Genomic DNA, 18168 nt, shown 5'->3' on the forward strand with positions numbered 1-18168 from the left:
GCGGGTTCTCCCATTGAGGAGATAAAGGTTGGATTCCAACCAGAGACGCTGAGTAAGACCAATATGCTTTCGGGTATGGCGGCTTCGGTGAATGAGACGCGAAGCCTACACCATAGCGTTAGCTTGGTGTAGGTAGTTCACATGATACAGTTCAACCTGACATCTATAAGAAGGACACGACATTGTCGTGTCCCTACATCTATTTAATGGTTCTTAAATCAGCGATATTCAACCTCAGTTCTAACCGATTGCTTAAACCTTAACCTCATCGGCAAAACTCGCCCGCCGGACAAAGTAAAACGGACCAGCCATGGAACCCCAAATATGTTCATCAGTTACGGGATCGCGTCCCCGATCCAGACTGATAAACTGATTTTCGTCAATTTCAAACGTGCTATCCAAATACGTTTCTTTGCCTTTGCGAAAAACCTTACAGGCTTTACCCGGTTCAACTTTTCCTTGAAAGCTTTTCCCTGTCCATTCCACAATCATATTACAGCCAGGAAGTTTCTCTAGCTGGTCAACGGTTAAGGTTTGCAGGCGGTTAAGATCACGAGAAGCGCCGTAAAATTTTTCTGGCTCTTTAAATGTGTAATTTTCAATTTCAATATGATCCCCAACAACCATTAATTTCAACACCCGTAAGCGGTAGGGGACGTTGAGAAGATAGTCATAGGCTTGTTCGACAAATAAACTGACTCCATCTAGGAGTGACGAGGGGAGAGGACGCATAAACACCCGGATGTGGGCGTAAAAGGGCGGATTGTCAAAGGCTTGTTGTTGGTTACTAAAGTCAGCCGCCATCCAACGGGCTAATGTGGCAATGTCAGTAGAATGAGTCATTATTAACGATCTTGTTAATCGAAATATTGGATCTGGATCAATTTTAAATTGATTTTATTCCCAATAATAGAGGCATTCACGTCTTGATTGCTGTACCCTAGTAGGGTTGAGCGATGATTACACATCTGTGGATGCAATTCTAGAGCAAGCCAAAGACCTGAAACAAGCCCTAACTGACTTTGTACTGGAAGCAGACGGAGAGTTAGCCGTCGCCTTAGAACAGTATGCGGCTGATCAGTTGACGCGAGAACCCTACGATATCAACCAGCGCAACTTGGTCATTGATACCTTCTTAACTGAGGGTGAAGTGGGAAATCAGACACCGTTGGATCTGTTCCTGGAACAACATCCCAATTTAACACCCAGCGATCGCACGCTCCTGAACCGCTGGCGAGGTGGCTTTATCGGCTTGTTTGAACTCACCCACATCCTCCCCGATGGCTTTGAACTGAAAAATTGGCTAACGGATAAGCACTACACCGTCAAACCCACTCATCCCACCACCATAGAACAGATGCAGCGGTTTAAGGTTGGGGACATCTTACTCACTCGCCTCGCCCCTGTCACCGATACCTACTGGATGATTTCTAGTCCAATCATTTCCAAAGGGCGCTTAAGTCAGCCGAAGCTAGCCGTAGCCATTGGGGAATTCAAGAACAACTACAAAAATGCCCTTTACCGTGACGCGCCCGAACTATTAGAACAAGCGTGGGACTCTGTAGCCACCTATCATCAGTCATTTGTAGACTTTTTTGGACGCGATCGCATCACCCTACCTGGATACCAGCTTAATCAAAAACTGGCTCAACTGCGGGATAAAATGACCCAGGAACGTCTGGTGGCGGCTGGGATTGATCCGTCGAAATCTCTCAAAGAGATGATCCAAGATGCGGGTACGGATGAAGAGGACATCAAAACAGCAGCAGTAGAAGCAGGTGCAGACGCTACAGCAGTGACCAATATGTTGGATAATGCTGCCAAATCCCCGATGATGACACCCAAGGTGGATTTACCAGAAGATATCCGCAACGCTGAACAGGTGACTGTTTTTTCTCATCCCCGTTGGGGTCAAATGTTTCTCCCCAGTTACTCCAAATTTCAGGAGATGCTAGCATCCGAAGACTGGCAAACCTATCCTAATGCTGAACAACGAGTCCAAAAATACTTAAATGATCCTCAGATTAACCTGTTTATCTGGCAACAGCTAGCCGAGGAGTATCCCACTCAACTGGAGAAGGTATTACAAACGGCATTAGATCGTCCAGATTTTAATCTCCAGCAGGATTTAGAGTCAACACTGCACCAGGAGTTTCATAAACCCCTAGAACCCGAACTCCCAGAAATTGCTAGCGTTCCCCTGCATTTACACAATCTCTTTGAGTCGGCTGTCGCTGAGGTTCACAAATCCAAATCCAAAGGTAAGCGGAAAAAGAAAGCCGCCAAGGGTTTCCAATAATCCCTTGGGTAAGTTAGGATAGGGCAAATTAGTAACTAATGTATCTATCTATGGATAGAAAAATTAATCGCCTTTGCATATTTGTCGTAAGTTGTAGTGCTGTAGGACTCGTCCTGGGAGGTACTGCGGCTCAAGCCGAACTGAATCAATGTTTAGGAGTCGCCACACCGACAGACGAGTGCTTGTTGCAAGATCCACTCATGAACACTGTTGAAGGCATGGGAATGGGTTTATTAGCAGGCGTTGGTGCTTCTGTTGGCGCAACCTGGCAGATTTGGCAAAACAAAAAATCTTTAAATAAATAAGATAAATTCCACAATGCCCAAAAATAGGCATGGCACAAGGAATAAGCTGTCACGCATTTAAATTGGGAATGGGTAGCGAGCGAGATGCTCGCATTACAACAATTTTGCAGTTGTTGACAAAGGTTTAAATGCCGAACAGCTTAGGAAACCGGATGTTCTGGGTAGCGACGTAAGGAACGTCAGCCTTAGAGCCTTTTTGGACTAAGCTGATCTTTGAGTGACTAAACCCCAGATGAAGATCAACAGCAAGGCACCGAGAACGGCAAAGATAATGCTACCAATACTCAGAGCGCCTGAAGCTGCTGCTGCTGCGCTAGAAGAGCCTAACAAGAGCTTACCTAGAAATCCTCCCACGAAAGCACCGAGGATTCCTAAGCCAATGGTGGCAAAGATTCCGCCACCTTGGTGTCCCGGATAAATCAGTTTAGCCAGTGCGCCTGCAATTAGACCTAATACAAGCCAAGCAATAATATTCATAGAATCTCTCCTCTCCTTAATGTTTACTGTGTCTATGGAACTATTAGGTTTAGCTTATCAATTTACTCTCAAGCTTCGCTTCTACCTAAGTAAATAAATTAAATTTGTCTAAATTAGTACTTTTGATTGAAATGAATCGATATCCAAAGGAGTAGAGAGGTACCCGGCTACGTCTCTACACCTAGATTAATCCTTCAACTTTCCTCATCTTCAGGACTTATTTGACCTCTGCCTTTTAGTTTGTCTGACCCAGCCTAAAGAACTAAACAGTAACAAACCCAATACAGAACTGGGTTCGGGTACACGTTCAACTTCAAAGACACTCAGGGTACCACTGGTTTCATTGGCAGTAACCACCAAGGGTTTGCCGTTGGGACTGTTTTTAGCCGAAATGAACACTAACCCTTCGAGCCCCAAATCACCGACTGCGGCTAACTGTTCGGCTGTCGGATCAGGGTCTCCTGCTTCATTTAAGTTAAAATCAACGGAGAAGTCGCGGTTGTTGACATAATCTAAAAAGAAGGGATTGAACGGATCAGTGATGTCATAACTGATAATGCCACCAATGCGTTCCAAACCAATAAAGGCAATGGTGCGACCAAACAGTTCAGCAATCGTCACGGCTTGAGGTTCAGGACCCTTATCGTCACTGCGGTTATCAAATTTGTTGATCTCATCGTTAGAGTTGAAGAATTCTGGTAAAAACTCCGCCGTAATCCGTTCAAACGCATCCCCACTGTCAAAGATGAGATTCCCGTCTGTATCCCAAATTGAGAAAGAACGTCCACCAAAGGTGTAGAGTTCGTCAAAGTCCCCATCTCCGTCTGTATCACCCAGGGTATTGGTGACTTTTAAACGACCTAGATTTTCATCCTTTTGCAGTTCTGCTGCATTGGGGAAAGCCTCTGGGTCAAGGATTAGGTCGCCTACCCTCGCCTCTTCATCAAAGAAACTAAAGGCGCGGCTGTCGCCTTCATTAGCGGTAACCAGATAGGTCTGACCGTTTACCATATAGGAGGCAATCCCGTCGGGTTGGAACAGCCCGAACAGGTTGTTATAATTGGTGATGTTGATTTTACCGTCTTTATCGCTGGCGTCTAAGGCATTTCCTGGTAGGCTATAATCTTTAAAACCCAGCCCGATCACTTTTTCGACCTGACCACTGGCGATATCAACAACCGCGATCGCATTATTCTCCTGTAGGGTGACATAAGCTTTCTGGGAGTCTTGGGACACCGTAACAAATTCGGGTTCCAGATTTTGAGACGGGTTATTCGCGTTGGGTCCAAATAAGCGAACATTGTCCGGTATAGAAACACTATCGAAGTTAGCCGTGGTTACGCTAAAATCTCTCAGGTCAATGATACTGATCGAACCCTCCGGATCATCAGGGTAACCATCACTCAACTCACCCTCGTTAGACACAATAATCTTAGTGCCATCTGGGGTGAAGGTAAGCGAGTCCGGTACTGAACCAACCGAAACGGGGTCATGTATGGAATTACCGTCTGCGTCGAAGAACAACACAAAACCGGGATTTTGCGGCATCTTATTGGTGACAGAGACAGCAAATATACCGTTGTTATAGCTGACGCTGTTGGGTGACCCAAATTCAGAAACTTTGATGGGGTCGAACAACGACGACGACGGATTCGTCGGATTGCTAATATCAAGGATATGAATCCGATCTCGACCGGAACTGGTCACGAACAGCCGTTGAGTGATCGGATCATAGGCCGTTTGTTCGGCTGTGTTTTCGGCAAAAATCTCTGTCGAGAAGGAACCGATGGGTTTCAGGTTGAGATTAATCGCGGCGGCTGGTGTCGCCAACATACTGAGTAAGACGGCTGACTGCAGGGTTGACTGCACTATACTCGGCATTCGATGAATGAGTGAATTTTGATGCCTAGACATGGGTAATGAACCTCCTGATTCGGATGAAGTCGATAGCGATAAGTAGGATGGTGGGTAGAATTTACCCAAAAAAGTTACGCTTTGTAAAGTTAAGTTGCCGATGATGTGAGTGAAAACGGCTGATTTTTTACATTTCTTAATGTATCGCACCGGAAGGAAAACCAACTGTTTGCCAAACACAGAAAAACCCATTCACGCTTCCCACCTAGCGCTAAAGGAGCAAGTTGTTTACAAAACTTAGCGTTCAGATTCAGCTTAAACTAATATAATTATGCACTCTTTCTTTAGCATGGTCTTACACAAATAAGCATTAGGAAAGAGTTTTAGGACAGGTTCATCAACTCTTTAAAGAAAAGACCCAAAAAATTCACAGAATCTTTATGAACAAATTTGTCAAAATTTGATATGTATCCAGAGAACCGACAAAATAATCTTAAAGACAAAGAGGTATCCCAATATCTGGAAACTGGAGAAGCATTTCCCGTCTCAACTGACAACAGAAGCTGAGGCAAAACAACCACACTGTTATCAAAGACAATTTGTTACCATTGAGAATTAAATAAATGTTGCCAAAATTTTTGAAAAACGTTGTCCTGCTGAGTCTGTTCACCACCCTCGTGAGCTGTGGTGCAAACGAGACAACGACAACCATCACATCAACACCAACGCCAACCCCCCAATCCACCGCGACTGGAACCCTTGTCCTTGCCGACGTGAACAAAAATGCCGCCGCCAAGATAGAGCAGTTCCAGCCCATGGCAGACTATCTAGCCGCCCGCTTAGAAAAATTTGGTATTGGTGTGGGTGAGGTAAAAGTTGCCCCCGACTTAGATACGATGGCAAGCATGCTCAAAGAAGGCGAAGTCGATATCTACGTAGACAGTCCCTACCCTGCCATGATTGTCAGCGATAAATCAGGAGCCACACCCCTACTGCGCCGCTGGAAGAGCGGCAAAGGCGAATACTATGGCGTGATCTTTACCTTGGCAGAGAGCGAGATCGATTCCTTAGCCGATCTTAAGGGAAAAATGATCGCCTTTGAAGAACCCGTCTCAACCTCCGGTTATTTTTTACCCCTGAATACCCTACTGGACGACGATTTGAACATGGTTGAAAAAGGTTCAAAAAACGAAACTGTCGCCGCTGATGAGGTGGGATATATATACAGTGGAGATGATGAGAATACAATTCAATGGGTCTTGAGTGGTGAAGTCGCAGCGGGTGCGGCGGATTACTCATTCTTAGAAGAAATCCCCGCAGAAAGCCGCCAAGCGCTGAAAATTCTGGCTGAAACCCAGAAAATCGCTCGCCATCTGGTCATCGTCCGACCCGGAATGGACCCGGAATTGGTACAACAGATTAAGACGGTATTAATGGAAATGGATCAGACCCCTGAAGGGAAGGAGGTACTCACCACCTTTGAGGAAACTGCCAAGTTTGACGAGTTTCCCGTTGAAACAAGTCTCGATAAAATGCGCCAGTTGTATGAACAGGTTGAGAAAAAATAAGGGGCAGATGCTGTTTTGAATGACAGTTTGCCTAGATGTACCAGCCAGGAAGCAACGCTTATAGGAATAAGGGGAGGACGATACGTGGAATGGCTAGATTCAACCCAAAAAAAGGTTCACTAGCCACCAAAATAACCTTGGCGATGACCACATTAGTCATTGTGGCTGTCGCTAGCGTTACTATGCTATCCCTACGCCGTCAGCAAGAAACTTTTCGGGACGAACTCGAACAACAGGCTGACTTATTGCTGGACACCCTAGTCGTCACCACCCGAGATTCGCTCTATTTTCTCGATGTGTCCTTTATGAAGGAACTCATGGAAAAGTTGGGCGAGGATCAAATCTTAGTGGCGGGTCAGATTTATGACAAAGATGGACGGGTGCTAGCGGATGCCTATAGCCGCAATCTTTTAGCCTATGGGGTCAAACCTGATCCCTTAGGCAAAGAGCTGGTGGAAAGTAACGAAGTGGTGTTTAAATGGCAGTCTGACCAACTCCTTGCGGGTAAGGCAGTCGTTTTGGGACGTCAGCGGCTTGGGGCAGTTAGTGTCGGGCTATCTACAGCCCCGCTTAAGGCAAAGATGGCGGCGGTGCGGAATGAAGGGATTGCCATGGGACTGGCGGCGGCGATGGTGGGTACGCTGGTTGCACTACTGCTGAGCCGTTCGATTACCGAACCCTTAAAGCAGATGACCGCCGCCACCCAGCGTCTGGCGAAAGGGGATCTGAGTCAGAAGATTGCCATTGACAGCAATGACGAACTGGCGGTTTTAGCCGGTGCATTTAACAGCATGACCGAGCAACTGCGAAACCTAATCGAAAGTTTGGAGCAGCGTGCTGAAGATTTGCGGCACAGTGAAGCCAAAAATCGCGCTTTGCTCAATGCGATTCCCGACTTAATGTTTCGCTTTAGTCAAGAGGGTATCTTTCTGGATTTGAAAGCACCCAGAGGGGACTCCTTTTTAAAATCATCCCAAGCATGGATTGGTCAACCTGTCTCTGATGTTTTACCCACAGATGTGGCTCAATTATGTCTAGATTATGTCGAGCGAACCTTAAAGACTCAAGATATCCAAATTTTCGAGTATGAGTTGTTTGCGGAGGATCAGCGCCGGAATTTTGAAGCACGGCTGGTGGTTAGTGGTGAACGGGAAGTGTTAGCGATTGTTCGGGATATTACGGAAGCGAAATTAGCCCAAATTGAGTTGCAAAAGGCAAAAGAAGAAGCGGAAGCGGCTAACCGGGCGAAGAGTGCCTTTCTTGCCAGTATGAGCCATGAACTCAGGACACCCCTGAATGGTATCCTCGGCTTAAGTGAGTTACTGCGAGAGGATGCCGAGGATTTAGGGTATGCCGATTTTGTCCCGGATCTCCAGCAGATTTACGACTCTGGACTCCATCTTTTGAATCTGATCACCGATATTCTGGACATTTCTAAAATTGAAGCCGGGAAGATGAGTCTCTATCTGGAAAACTTCGATATTTATACCTTAATTGTTGAAGTTCAGAAGACTGTCCAAACCTTGATCAAGAAAAAGAATAATACTCTAGAGGTTCATTGCGCTGCTTCTCTGGGTACGATGCTCGCTGACCGAACTAAGGTTAAGCAATTGCTGTTAAACTTACTCAGTAACTCTGCCAAATTTACGGAGAATGGCACGATTGTACTCAGTGTTACTCGTGAAAGTCGAGGAGAAGAAAATGGTGGATTCAAACGGGACGCTCAGGTGCTGCTATTGGCGAATGGAGAATCCTCTATCGTTTCACATGGAACCATCGATAGTTCTTCAATCCCCGACACCATGAATGATGACCAAAGCTCAGATTTGGTTGCCTTTACTGTCTCCGATACTGGCATTGGTATGACTCCAGAGCAGATTGACAAGATATTTCAGCCCTTTGTGCAAGCCGATAGTTCTACCACGAAAAAGTACGGAGGGACGGGTCTAGGATTAGCGATTTGCCAACGTTTCTGTGAGATGATGGGAGGTAATATTACGGTTAACAGTGAGGTTGGTGTTGGCTCTACTTTTAGCTTTTACCTGCCAACTGTAGTTAAAGCTCCTAAGGCGGAAAAAGTCTCTTCTTAAAGTTATAACTTATAATTTATAAGTTATAAGTGGAGTTTAGATGAGGCAAACACGCCCAGGGGCGACCCGCCGCGCAAAATTAATACCACCTACCCCTTAATCTTATCGGGTCGCCCTGCATCAGGTATCGGTAATGATCTGACACCGCGTACATTTAGGTAATTAATCCGGAACGGAGTGCATGGACAGCGGCTTGGGTTCGGTCATCAACGCAGAGCTTATTCAAGATATTGCGGACGTGGGTTTTGACGGTGCCTACTGTAATATAGAGTTTTTCCGCGATCGCGGCATTACTCGCTCCTGCCACAATTAGCTCGAGAACCTCTAATTCCCGTTCGGTTAAGGGATAGGCTTCGATGACTTGTTCGTACTCTGGACCTACCGCATCAATCTTAACAGTTCGCTCTTGATTCGCCGCCTCTACCTGAGATGATGTCTCTCGTTTTACCTGTCGCAAAACAATACTGGCAATCGCTGGATCAATCCAGGCGTTTCCTTCCTGGGTTACGGTTAATGCCTCTACAAGCTGTTCGATCTCAATATCCTTCATGCAATAGGAATCGGCTCCAGCCCCAAAAGCAGCCAGTACCGCCTCTTCACTATCATGCATGGTTAAGATCAGAATCTTTGTTTCAGGTTCTTGGCTATCCGCCGGATTACTCTTGAACTTGCGAGTCAGATCAATGCCATCCATATCCGGTAAACCGATATCGACAATAGCGACATCGGGTTTAAGGGTTTCTAGCAGCTTCAATCCTTGAGTCGCATTCGCTGCTTCTCCGACGACTTCAATTCCATCCTGTTCTTGTAAAGCGGCTTGTAAACCCATCCGCGTAAGGTTATGGTCTTCAATCAGGACGACACGCATAGGACTCACCATCAATGTTTCAGAACTCAAATTGGTTTGATCTTGGTTACTGAGAGATGTGGGACTATTTGAGGCATTCTCTCGGATTTGGCTAATTTTCATCATTTGTTGCTGAAAGCTGGCTCTTTCAAGCTCCCACCTAGGAATCCTGATCGCGCTGACACCCTGGTGCTAACACCCTGGAAGCCAGGTCAGATAAGGAAAACTCCTGCCTTGGCGTTCTTGAGTGTTGCTGTCGGCATCAATTACGCATCCGGTTGCTAGTGCGACGTGGCAATCAAGATAATCCATACTATGGCAGATCCTGGGCAGATTTGCATCTACCGATAGTACTAAGCAATATGAACTACTGTTCCTGCTAATCCCATGGACGAACGTACCGACGCTTCAATTTTATCGAAAAAGCGAATTCATGATTATGCCTAACGACTGAGACCAAAGTGATAGGGGGAGGCATACAATTTAGAACAAAGGCTGGACTGTCTTCAATGTCAGTGCGTACTCCCTTCTAGGGGCGGCAATACAGGCTAACTGAGTCGTGCGTTAGAGCCATTGCTTTATTCCCACGAGTTGTCACTACCCCTAGTAAAAGTTAGCTCAACGCTGGCGTTGGCGACAAAGAAACCCTTTAATTTTGCTGGTTGATGAAAGTAATGTTCAATATTCTGATCATTAGTGATGAGGAAGTCGATCGCATAGCCGTGCGTCAAGCCTTGAATGCCACAGGCATGTCAATTAATTGTGTTGAAGCCTGTGACTATAAGAGTGCGATCGCTCTCATTGACCATGAGACATTTGACTGTGTCTTTCTAGATTACTGTCTACCCGACAAAGATGGATTAATCTTGGTGCAGGATCTGCGAAACGCTGGAGTCAAGATTCCCTTAGTGGTAATCACTGCTCACGGTAACGAACAAGTCGCGGTGGCGCTGATGAAAGCTGGGGCGTCAGACTACCTGTCTCAGGATAAGGTATCACCGACAAGTTTAGGACGGATTTTGCAAAACGCTATTCGCATCTACCAAGCTGAACGGCAGGTTGAACTGGCTCATCAGCAGTTGCGCCAGACGAATGAACAGCTAGTCCGTCAAAATCAAGAATTAGCCCAACAACGGCAACAAATTCAACGTCAAAATTTACAGCTAAAAGAACTATCTAAACTTAAATCGCAGTTTCTAGCAACGACATCCCATGAATTGCGGACGCCGATGAATGTAATTATTGGCTTTGCCCAAATGCTCCTACTCCAACGCCATGGTTCACTAACGCTGTCCCAATTAAAAATGATAAAATGTATTTTAAAAAATGGCAAACATCTGTTATCCCTCTTAAGTGAAGTACTAGATTTTGCTCAAATTGAAGCCGGGGCTTTGGAACTAAAAGCTGAAGAATTTAATATCGATCAAGTGATTAATTCAACCCTAGAGGATGTTCGTCCCTTGGCACTTCAAAAAGGGTTAGATTTATCCAGCAAAATCCAACTCAAGAATCCAGCGGTCATCAACGATCGCTCTCGCTTACACAAGGTCTTAAAACACCTGCTCATCAATGCGATTAAATTTACAGAATCAGGGTCGATCTGGATCAATGTATACGAGGTTGATTCCCAACGAGTGGTCATTGATGTTGAGGATACGGGAATTGGTCTATCTCAAGCCGAATTAGACTATATTTTTGAAGCCTTCCGTCAAGTGGATCAGACCATAGCCCGTCAATACCCCGGTACCGGTCTAGGATTGGCAATGACCAAGTCCTTAGTTCAACTGATGCAAGGTAATATTACGGTAGAAAGTCAAGTGGGAGAAGGATCAATTTTTCGCGTCGAGTTACCGCGTTGTATTTCTTCTTATTCGGGGAAGTTGACAGAAATTAAAGTACCTGCGTATAATTAATATTTTTCGTTTTCGGGTTACGATGCTTTTCAATTATAGATAAATGAAAAATGAATCTACCTGAGCCAAAAATAGACCGGATTCTGGCGGTTGATGATGCGCCAGATAATTTATTCCTGATGCAAACCATCTTAGAAACGGAAGGATATGAACTCAATTTAGTAGAAGATGGACGTTCAGCACTAGCAACGGTCGAAAAATCACCTCCTGATTTAATCTTACTGGATGTGATGATGCCACAAATGGATGGCTATGAGGTGACTCGGCGGATTCGTGAAAATAGCAGCTTGCCCTTTATCCCAATTTTGCTGATCACCGCTTATGAACAATCGAGTGCGATTGAAGGGCTCGATGCTGGGGCGGATGATTTTATTCGCAAACCGGTGGATGTGGGTGAGTTATTAGCACGAGTGCGATCTTTACTGCGGCTTAAGCATAGTATTGATGAACAAGTGCAACTAGCACGTCAACGAGAGGATTTCGTCTCTCGTCTCACCCACGATTTACGAACCCCCTTAGTCGCCGCTGATCGGATGCTGAGTTTATTGCAACGGGGAAGCTTTGGACAGCTTCCTGATTCAGCAGTAGAAGCAATTATTTCTATCCAGCAAAGCAACCAACATTTAGTCCAGATGGTGAATACGGTGTTGGAAGTTTATCGCCACGATGCTGGGTCTAAAGAGTTAACTTTTGTTTCGATAAATCCTCAGGAAATGGTTGAGGAAGTCGTTCAAGAACTAACTCCCTTAGCCGAGGAAAAAGGATTAGCTTTAAGCATGAATCTAGGAGAGTGCGCCAATTTATTTAATTCAGGCAATTGTCGGGTGATGGGCGATCGCCTCGAACTCCGCCGTGTATTCACTAATCTAATTGGTAATGCGGTCAAGTTTACCGAAAAAGGGTCGGTTGAGGTTCATTTAGGTTTAGATGAACCGACAAAATCGGCAGATAGTCAACCCCCTTTGGTGACTATTTCCATTCAAGATACTGGAGCAGGTATTCGTCCAGACGATCTCCCCACACTCTTCAAGCGATTTCGCCAAGGAAAGCACAAGCGATCAGGGAGTGGCTTAGGATTATATCTATCTCGTCGGATTGTGGAAGCTCATCAGGGTAAAATTGAAGTCGAGAGTGATTTGGGTAAGGGTAGCTTATTTACGGTTTATTTGCCAGGGCAAACGTAAACTACCCCACCTGATTAGCTGCGCCTAAAGGACCTGCTTGCTCCAGATGGGGCTTTTGGTAGCCCTGGTTCTATCGCACAAGACAATAGTTCCGTTCGCGTAGCGTGCGCGAAGCGCAAACCTCTAGGCTGGTTTACAGAACAGCCCCAAAGTTCAATCATTTTTGCACCACTAAAATCGGCATCCCCTATCCATCCACAAATTTTGTTAGTGCATTTAAACTGCTTGTTGGTTCTGAGCCCAATATGCAAGCAACAATGGCGCCCTGAGCACGAGGGGAAAGCGATAGCCGAGGGGTTTGTCGTTGCATGACTAAAGAGAAATGGTATAAGCAAGTTCCGTAATTTTCCCAGAACTGTACGGAAATCCGTTAACGAGTCCTGTATTTCCTTTACAGGAAGAATTATTTTCATCCCAACCCATGAGATATACTATGGGATTCCTTAGGAAAAATCAATCAAGGAGTCCAGACTTGGCATTAGTTTAGGAAGACAGAGATTTATCCGCTTTAGCAACCCTACAGTTTTTGGTAAAAAAGGAAGTAGCTTGGAGTTTTGATCATAGAACGCGAGAAAACTCGATTAATCAAACCGACGAGTCAATACAGTGTTATGCCCATGTAGGTGATCCTTTCCCCATGTTATTGCCAACCGTGACCAGTAAACTTGCCAAAGGCGCTAAACGCAGTCAAAAGATGCCATTGCGCGTGGTTCTGGTGGTTCCCTTTATCCTCCAGATCTTAGCGGCTGTGGGGTTGACTGGATATCTCTCCTTTCGCAATGGACAACAGGCAGTTAACAATCTGGTTACCCAGTTACAGACCGAGGTAAGCGATCGCATCCTGCAACATATCGATAGTTACATCGAAACGCCCCATCTGGTCAACCATGTTCTTGGGAATGCGGTGCGTCGGGGTCAGGTGCAGACTCAGGATCAGCCTACTGAACGTTATTTGTGGCAACTGTTGCAGTTTTCCCAGTCTATTAATACCATTCAGTTCGGCAGTGAGCAAGGGGAATACATTGGGGCAGGCTATACCGAAGATGACAAAGTTGTGATTAAAGCCGCTGACGCCTCAACCAGCTATAACTTTCAGACTTACACAACCGACACTCAAGGAAATCGTAACCAACTGTTAGATATCCGCGCCAATTATGACCCTCGCATTCGTCCCTGGTATAAAAACGCTGCCTTTGAAGGTAAAACCCTTTGGAGTCCTATCTATGTCATGTTTAGCCATTCTCGGTTAGGGATTACCCTAGCTGAGCCAGTATACAACGACAAGGGTAAACTATTAGGGGTAGTTGGCACCGATATCTTACTGTCTGAGATTAGTAAATTTCTCAACGACTTAAGAATTGGTCAAACAGGACAAGCCTTTATTATTGAACGATCAGGATTACTGGTTGCTAGTTCCACATCAGAACAGCGATTTATGCGTGATGGCGATAAAACCCAACGCCTACTTGCTACCAATAGCCATGATCCCTTAATTCAATCAACAGCCCAGTATTTAAGCCAAAGCGTTGACGCCTTAAACCAAATCAATCAAAGCCAACAGTTAACCTTTAAACTAAACCGCGATCGCTACTATTTACAAGTCACCCCCTTCAATGATGCTCGTGGCTTAGATTGGCTGATTGTGGTGGTGATACCGGAAGCTGATTTCATGGAACAAATCCATGATAATACCCGCCTAACTATTAGTTTATGCTTCGCGGCGTTCGTTGTGGCAACCGTGTTAGGAATCCTCACCGCCAGACGGATTACCCAGCCGATTACCCAGTTAAGTATAGCGGCGGCGGAAATTGCCCAGGGGAAATTTGACCAACAGGTAAAAATTGATGGCAAAATCCCGGTTCAGGTGAATGAACTCGAAGTTTTGGCTCAATCCTTTAACCAAATGAGTCAACAGTTGTACTCCTTCTTTACCGCCCTGGAAAAAAATAAAGCCGAGTTAGAGTCACGAGTTGAGCAACGAACCGCCGCCTTACGTTTGTCTGAAGAAAAGTTTGCTCTCGCTTTTCGCTCATCCCCAAACCCGATTACGATTAGCACTCTGGCTGAGGGCAAGTTTATTGAGGTGAATGAAAGCTTTCTCAAGATTACCGACTATAACATAGAGGACGTGATCAATCATACCTCAATTGAACTCAACTTTTGGGTTGATCCAGCAGAACGAACCCGAATCCGTCAACGATTACGAGAGACAGGCGCTATTCGGGATCAAGAGTTTAATTTTCATACCAAAACGGGTCAGGTGAGAACTGGATTATTATCAGCAGAATTGATTACAATTGGTGAACAAGATTGCATCCTGGCGGTGATTGATGATATCACCGAACGCAAACATGCTGAACAACGAGTTGAACTTCTGCTCACGATTAGTCAAGCGATTAATGCCGCCCCTGATTTTCAAGTCGCCTTAGAAATTGCCCTGCATCAAGTGTGCCAAACTACGGGCTGGATTTATGGCGAAGTCTGGATTCCGGCGACGGATGGCATGGCATTAGAATGTAGCCGTCGTTGGTATTGCAAACAGAGGGGACTTGCTCCAGAGGACGCCGTTGTCCTTAAAGAATTCCGAGAGTATAGTGAAGCCCTAACCTTTTTACCTGAAGAAGAAATACCAGGACGAGTTTGGTGTCATGGTCAACCGGAATGGATTAGTGATATTGCTACAGAATCTGATGATATTTTCTTGCGACTCAAACTGGCAAGTGAATGTGGTTTAAAATCAGCCTTTGCTGTACCCATTGTTGCCCCGGCGACCTCTCAAAAATCTGCGCCTGTTTTAGCGGTGTTGCTGTTTTTTATGGCAGAAGAACACCAAAAGGATGAACATTGGATTGAGTTAGTGTCTGTGGTGTCGGCGCAGTTAGGTCCAGTTATGCAACAGAAGAAAGCCGAGGCGGAAATGAAGGCACTTTTTGCCGCGATGACGGATATGGTACTCGTGGTTGATGCGTCGGGTCGTTGTCTGAAGGTCGCACCAACCAATAAAGGAAAGTGGTGTAAATCTCCGGGAGATTTATTGGGTACAACTCTGTTGGATTATTTTGATTCCACTCAGGTTAATTTTATTCTCAATAGCATTCGAGATGCTTTGTTAAGTCAATCTACGGTGACTATTGAGTATTGTATAAATTTGGCAGGAGAGGAGATTTGGTTTGCTGCTAATTTGTCACCGCTTTCCGATGATTCCGTGATTTGGGTGGCGCGTGATATTACTGATCGCAAACAGGCAGAGGTGGCGTTGCGGTTAGAGCAAGAAAAGTCAGAACAATTATTACTGAATATTTTGCCGGAACTGATTGCCGAACGGCTGAAACAAGACCAATCAGCGATTGCTGAACATTTTGATGATGTGACGATTTTGTTTGCGGATATTGTCGGATTTACGCCGCTATCGGCGCGTTTACAACCGATTGAATTGGTTAATTTACTCAATCAGATGTTTTCCACGTTTGACCAGTTAGCCGAACGTCATGGTGTGGAGAAAATTAAAACCATTGGTGATGCGTATATGGTAGTTGGGGGATTACCACAGCCGAGGGCGGATCATGCAGATGCGATCGCGCAGATGGCGTTGGGTATGCAGCAAGCTATGACTCAGTTTCAAGCCGAACACAGTGAATCGTTGCAAATTCGCATCGGGATTAATACCGGATCAGTGGTGGCGGGGGTGATTGGGATTAGAAAGTTTATCTATGATTTGTGGGGAGATGCGGTGAATGTCGCCTCACGGATGGAATCGTCAGGAGAACCGGGAAAAATACAAGTCACGGAGGCGACATACCAGAGATTACAGGACAAATTCCAGTTTCAGGAACGGGGTGCGATCGCGGTTAAAGGGCGTGGGGAGATGAAAACCTATTGGCTGATCGGGAATCAGTGATAGGGTGTAGGGACTCTTTTGACTACTATCATTTTTGACCTCACCGATAAGTAACTAAACCCGCCCCGATTCTCTCATCCCTAACCGTATTGCGAAAAACCAATAACTTGACGAATTTGGCTGACGGCTGTTGACAAAATTACAGCGGCTTGACTAATTTCTGTATCTGTTGTAAATTTACCCAAACCGATACGCAATGCCCCTTCTATTAAATTATCCGATAACCTTATTGCTCGCAGCACATGAGATGGTGTCTCTACCCCCGACGTACAGGCGGAACCTGTGGAGATGGCGAGTTGGGAACGGATTCTGGCAATAACTGCACTATTGGGAATATCGGGAATAGAAATGTGGAGATTCCCAGCAAGGCGATTCGTGGTATCGCCATTAATGACAACGCCGGGAATGCTGTCTTGCAGAAGGGTTTGGAGTTTGTCTCTAGAGGATGCGATCGCGGTTTCATCTTCTGTCATTTCTAACTGGCGCAGGCGACAGGCTTCGCCTAAACCGACAATACCCGGAACATTGAGTGTACCCGATCGCATACCGTTCTGATGACCCCCGCCCCAGAGAATCGGTTCTAGGGGATATTTTTTTCGCACCACTAATGCGCCTGAACCTTTTGATCCATAGAGTTTATGGGCGGAGATGGCTAGGTAGGTGATCCCCCAGTCTTGAAAATTGATCGGGATTTTTCCGACAGCTTGGGATGCATCACAGAGGAAGGGAATTCTGTAGGTTTGGGCAATTTGTCCGATGTTTTGGATGGGATAAATTGTGCCAATTTCGTTATTCGCCGCCATAACACACAGCAGAGAAATGCCGTTTTTATCTCAGATATCGATATTCTGAGTCATCTTGAACCCCAAAAGATGGAAGCTTATCTCCAAGCAACAGGTTGGCACGAGCGCAACCGTATTCCTGATAAGGTTTCGATTTGGACATTACCAGCGCACTCCGAGGCAGAATTTGAGATAGTTTTACCGTTGAAGCCTGAAATTCCTGGTTTTGCGTTACGCCTTTATGAGGTGGTGCAAACGCTAGAACTTGTGGAAAATAGGTCTTACTTTCAAATCTTAGGCGATTTGGTCACTCAAGTTACCAATATTCAAGTTCAGGGAATTATTACTCAGTTGGACAAGTTGGGTGAAGCTGAAAGCGTGATCTTGATGGGGTGTGCTGTCGGGAAGTTCCGTAAAATTCAGTTTGATTTAACAGCAGCAAACTATCCTTTAGCCGTTAAAGCTTATCAAGAACGCTTACCAGTAGTTTGTACGGGAGATTTAGTGAGAGAAAATAGATGCTTTGTGCTGAAAAATATCCGTGATTTTGCCCTAGATGAGTCGTGGAAAAACTGAAGTTGAGTGGTTTGCGATAAGGCAGTTGATTCGATGAGTTACCCAGAATGCTAACGCACGATAATAGTGTGACACAGCTAAAATGGTGGAATAGATTTTACGGTTAAATCGGGCGCACGTCGGTGCGCCCCTACGGTTTCCGGGCGTAAGCGTCATCCACAAAATTAGCTGTACTCGCCACTAACATCTAGATCAGGGCACGATACTATCGTGCCCCTACCAAATCAATTATCCCTAACGGGACTTAAACAAAAATCAACGCCAAATAAAGCCCAAACTGGCTTTATAAGCGACAAATACGTCCCTATTTTCGTTTAACCAAGCGATAAAAGCACTTGACATTGCTGTACGAAATGCTTCTAAAGCATCAGTAAA

The 18168-nt window shown here is 45.4% G+C and carries 12 protein-coding genes and 1 pseudogene; 8 read left to right on the forward strand and 5 right to left on the reverse strand.

Annotated features, from left to right (window positions below; all coding sequences use genetic code 11):
- Positions 1-252 precede the first annotated feature (252 nt).
- Positions 253-843: a CpcT/CpeT family chromophore lyase gene (locus RID09_RS27440; RefSeq protein WP_446339087.1), complete on the reverse strand. Its 591-nt coding sequence runs from the start codon at positions 841-843 to the stop codon at positions 253-255.
- Between the two features lie 127 nt (positions 844-970).
- Here RID09_RS27440 and RID09_RS27445 point away from each other — a divergent pair, with 127 nt between their 5' ends.
- Both RID09_RS27445 and RID09_RS27450 read left to right on the forward strand, forming a co-directional pair.
- Positions 971-2299 (forward strand): hypothetical protein, encoded by a 1329-nt coding sequence (locus tag RID09_RS27445; RefSeq protein WP_446339088.1) that lies wholly within the window; start codon positions 971-973, stop codon positions 2297-2299.
- Positions 2300-2349: 50 nt separating this feature from the next.
- On the forward strand, positions 2350-2604 hold the full coding sequence (locus tag RID09_RS27450) for a hypothetical protein (RefSeq protein WP_446339089.1): 255 nt from the start codon (positions 2350-2352) through the stop codon (positions 2602-2604).
- Between the two features lie 201 nt (positions 2605-2805).
- Here the strand turns inward: RID09_RS27450 and RID09_RS27455 are convergent, their stop codons facing one another.
- Both RID09_RS27455 and RID09_RS27460 read right to left on the reverse strand, forming a co-directional pair.
- Complete coding sequence (locus RID09_RS27455) at positions 2806-3081, reverse strand: GlsB/YeaQ/YmgE family stress response membrane protein (RefSeq protein ID WP_446339090.1); 276 nt, start codon at positions 3079-3081, stop codon at positions 2806-2808.
- 210 nt (positions 3082-3291) lie between these two features.
- Entirely contained in the window at positions 3292-4995 is a 1704-nt protein-coding gene (locus RID09_RS27460) for a choice-of-anchor I family protein (RefSeq protein WP_446339091.1), read from the reverse strand.
- Positions 4996-5558: 563 nt separating this feature from the next.
- Between RID09_RS27460 and RID09_RS27465 the strand changes: the two genes are divergently transcribed.
- Both RID09_RS27465 and RID09_RS27470 read left to right on the forward strand, forming a co-directional pair.
- On the forward strand, positions 5559-6503 hold the full coding sequence (locus RID09_RS27465) for a phosphate/phosphite/phosphonate ABC transporter substrate-binding protein (protein WP_446339092.1): 945 nt from the start codon (positions 5559-5561) through the stop codon (positions 6501-6503).
- An 89-nt stretch (positions 6504-6592) separates the two neighbouring features.
- The gene (locus RID09_RS27470; protein ID WP_446339093.1) at positions 6593-8593 is read left to right on the forward strand and encodes an ATP-binding protein; all 2001 of its coding nucleotides are present in this window, start codon (positions 6593-6595) and stop codon (positions 8591-8593) included.
- A gap of 154 nt (positions 8594-8747) precedes the next feature.
- Here RID09_RS27470 and RID09_RS27475 read toward each other — a convergent pair whose 3' ends face one another.
- The gene (locus RID09_RS27475; protein ID WP_446339098.1) at positions 8748-9473 is read right to left on the reverse strand and encodes a response regulator; all 726 of its coding nucleotides are present in this window, start codon (positions 9471-9473) and stop codon (positions 8748-8750) included.
- Positions 9474-10114: 641 nt separating this feature from the next.
- On the opposite strand from RID09_RS27475, the gene RID09_RS27480 reads away from it, so the two are divergent.
- From RID09_RS27480 to RID09_RS27490, 3 genes are all read left to right on the forward strand, one after another.
- Entirely contained in the window at positions 10115-11353 is a 1239-nt protein-coding gene (locus RID09_RS27480; RefSeq protein WP_446339094.1) for an ATP-binding protein, read from the forward strand.
- Positions 11354-11403: 50 nt separating this feature from the next.
- A complete protein-coding gene (locus RID09_RS27485) occupies positions 11404-12537 on the forward strand; it encodes a sensor histidine kinase (RefSeq protein WP_446339095.1) in 1134 nt (377 codons plus the stop codon).
- A gap of 637 nt (positions 12538-13174) precedes the next feature.
- Entirely contained in the window at positions 13175-16435 is a 3261-nt protein-coding gene (locus RID09_RS27490; RefSeq protein ID WP_446339096.1) for an adenylate/guanylate cyclase domain-containing protein, read from the forward strand.
- 80 nt (positions 16436-16515) lie between these two features.
- Here the strand turns inward: RID09_RS27490 and RID09_RS27495 are convergent.
- Positions 16516-17265: pseudogene (locus tag RID09_RS27495) on the reverse strand (cysteine desulfurase family protein); the annotation flags it as partial.
- Positions 17266-17307: 42 nt separating this feature from the next.
- Between RID09_RS27495 and RID09_RS27500 the strand changes: the two are divergent.
- The gene (locus tag RID09_RS27500) at positions 17308-17793 is read left to right on the forward strand and encodes a hypothetical protein (protein WP_446339097.1); all 486 of its coding nucleotides are present in this window, start codon (positions 17308-17310) and stop codon (positions 17791-17793) included.
- The last annotated feature ends 375 nt before the right edge of the window (positions 17794-18168 follow it).

Origin of the sequence: Coleofasciculus sp. G1-WW12-02 (assembly GCF_040219735.1) — a bacterium.
Taxonomy (GTDB): domain Bacteria; phylum Cyanobacteriota; class Cyanobacteriia; order Cyanobacteriales; family Coleofasciculaceae; genus Coleofasciculus.